Source organism: Phenylobacterium sp. CCH9-H3, from assembly GCF_001557235.1.
Taxonomy (GTDB): Bacteria; Pseudomonadota; Alphaproteobacteria; order Caulobacterales; family Caulobacteraceae; genus Phenylobacterium.
The window spans coordinates 1-2,523 of the sequence record NZ_LSJI01000264.1 but is presented as its reverse complement, the minus strand read 5'-3'; the positions used below and the strand labels follow the sequence as shown (position 1 = coordinate 2,523).

The following is a 2,523-nucleotide window of genomic DNA, read 5'->3' as shown; positions in this document are numbered from 1 at the left end:
TGAGGATCGGCGTGCAATAGGCACCCCCTTCGTGGGGTGATCGGCGTGCAAAAAGGACCCCTTCATCCCGGGGATTTAGTCGGCCGACTGGTTTTGATCAGTTGGCGAGAACGGGATGTTGATCGTGGAGACAGTGGTTCGGATTCGGCGTGAGCATGCAGCGGGTAAGGCGATCAAGGCGATCGCTCGTGACCTTCGTTTGTCGCGGAAGGTCGTCCGCAAAGCGATCCGGTCGCCGGAGGCGGCGTTCAACTATCAGCGCAAAGTCCAGCCTTTACCGCGGATTGGCCCCTATCAGGAACGGCTCGATGTGCTTCTCGAGGAGAACGAGGCGCGAGGTCGCCGCGACCGGCTGCGGATGACGCGTATCCATGATCTGCTTGCGCGTGAAGGGTTCGAAGGTTCCTATGACGCGGTGCGCCGCTATGCGGCGCGCTGGCGTGCTGCGCGTCGGAAGGATGCCGGCGAAGGTGCACCGGCGTTCATCCCGATGACCTTCCAGCCCGGCGAGGCCTACCAGTTCGACTGGAGCCATGAGGATGTGGAGATCGCCGGCAAGCCGATGCGGATAAAGGTTGCGCACGCTCGTCTCTGCGCATCGCGCACGCCTTATGTCCGGGCCTATCCGCGTGAGAGCCAGGAGATGCTGTTCGATGCCCATGCTCGGGCGTTCGCTTTCTTCGGCGGCGTGCCCCGGCGCGGTATCTACGATAATATGAAGACGGCGGTGACGAGCGTGTTCACCGGCAAGGAGCGCGTGTTCAACCGCCGCTTCCTGATCATGACCGATCATTACATGGTCGAGCCGACGGCCTGCTCACCAGCAGCGGGATGGGAGAAGGGCCAGGTTGAGCAGCAAGTCCAGACGATCCGGGGCCGCTTCTTCCAGCCGCGGCTTCGGTTCGCCAGCCTGGCCGAGCTCAACGGGTGGCTGGAGGCGGAGTGCCGACGCTGGGCCGAGCATCACGCCCACCCCGAGCGCAGCGACATCACCGTCGCCGAGGCGCTGGAGATGGAACGACCGGCCCTGCAGCCGATCCTGGCACCGTTCGACGGCTTCCATGAGAGCGAGCATGCCGTCACCGGCACCTGCCTCATCAGCTTCGATCGGAACCGCTACTCGGTCATGTCGACGGCCGCGCGCCGGACCGTGCAGGTGCGTGCCTATGCCGATCGTATCGTCATCCGTTGCGGCGAAGAGATCGTCGGGGAGCATGAGCGCCACTTCGGTCGGAACCGCACCATCTACGATCCTTGGCATTATCTGCCGGTCCTCGCGCACAAGCCCGGCGCGCTCCGTAACGGGGCGCCGTTCCAGGACTGGGATCTGCCGCCCGCGTTGCATCGATTACGGCGAAGGCTCGGCACCGGGGACGAGGCCGATCGCAGGTTCGTGCGGGTCCTCTCGGCGGTGCTCACCGATGGCCTGGAGCCGGTAGAGGCTGCCGTGCGCGAAGCGTTGGCGAACGGAACGGCCAGCGACGAGCTGATCCTCAACATCCTCTCCCGGCGCCGCGAGCCGGCGACACCCCACAGCATCGTCACTTCGGAAGACCGGATGCTGCAGCATCCTCCGCTCGCCGACTGTGCCCGCTATGATCTGCTGCGAGGCTATGATGCAGCGGCATGATATGATCGGTACGATGCGCGGCCTCGGGCTCAAGGGCATGGCGGCGGCGTTCGACGAGGCGGTCACTACCGGCCTCCAGCGCAAGCGCACCACCATGGAGATACTGACCGACCTGCTCCGCGCCGAGGCGACCCACCGGGATGCGGCCTCCATCCGTTATCGCATGACGGCTGCCAGGCTGCCCGTGGTGAAGGACCTGGAGCGGTTCAGCTTCGAGGGCACCCCGATCAATGAGGAGATGATCCGCTCCCTTCACGACGGCTCCTTCCTACCGCCTCGCCGCAATATCGTGCTGGTCGGCGGCACGGGGACAGGCAAGACCCACCTCGCCATCGCGATCACCGCCAATGTCGTGCGAAGGGGCGCTCGCGCCCGCTACTTCAACACCGTCGATCTGGTGACACGCCTCGAAGAGGAGACCCGGATCGGCAAAGGCGGGACCCTGGCGGCGCAGCTGTCGCGGCTCGACCTGATCGTGCTCGACGAGCTCGGTTATCTGCCGTTCGCCCGCTCGGGAGGGCAGTTGCTGTTCCACCTCATCAGCAAGCTTTATGAGCGGACCAGCGTCATCATCACCACGAACCTCGCCTTCGGCGAATGGCCGACCGTGTTCGGCGATCCCAAGATGACCACGGCGCTGCTCGACCGCGTCACCCACCACTGCGATATCGTCGAGACGGGCAACGACAGCTGGCGCTTCAAAAACCGCAGCTGACAGCCACCTTCGGCGCCTTCAAAAATCTATCTTGCGCTGCGCGCGCCTCCGGTCGGGCTACGCCCGCCCTCCGCCGCACGCAGCGCAAGGCCATCTTCAACAAACCAGCATCATATTATCCGAAAAGGGGGTCCCTCTTCGACGCCGATCGGGGGTCCCTTTTGAACGCCGTTTGACA

Annotated in this window: 2 protein-coding genes; both read left to right on the top strand. The window is 64.5% G+C overall.

The genetic code is table 11. The annotated features are described in order from the left end of the window. The first annotated feature begins 115 nt into the window (after positions 1 to 115). Positions 116 to 1,630: an IS21 family transposase gene (istA, locus tag AX721_RS23055; protein ID WP_068878314.1), complete on the top strand. Its 1,515-nt coding sequence runs from the start codon at positions 116 to 118 to the stop codon at positions 1,628 to 1,630. Further along, positions 1,614 to 2,345 carry an IS21-like element helper ATPase IstB gene (gene istB, locus AX721_RS23050; RefSeq protein ID WP_369808014.1) on the top strand — a complete coding sequence of 244 codons (732 nt, stop codon included), beginning with the start codon at positions 1,614 to 1,616 and terminating at the stop codon, positions 2,343 to 2,345. Before istA ends, istB begins: the two co-directional genes overlap by 17 nt. The last annotated feature ends 178 nt before the right edge of the window (positions 2,346 to 2,523 follow it).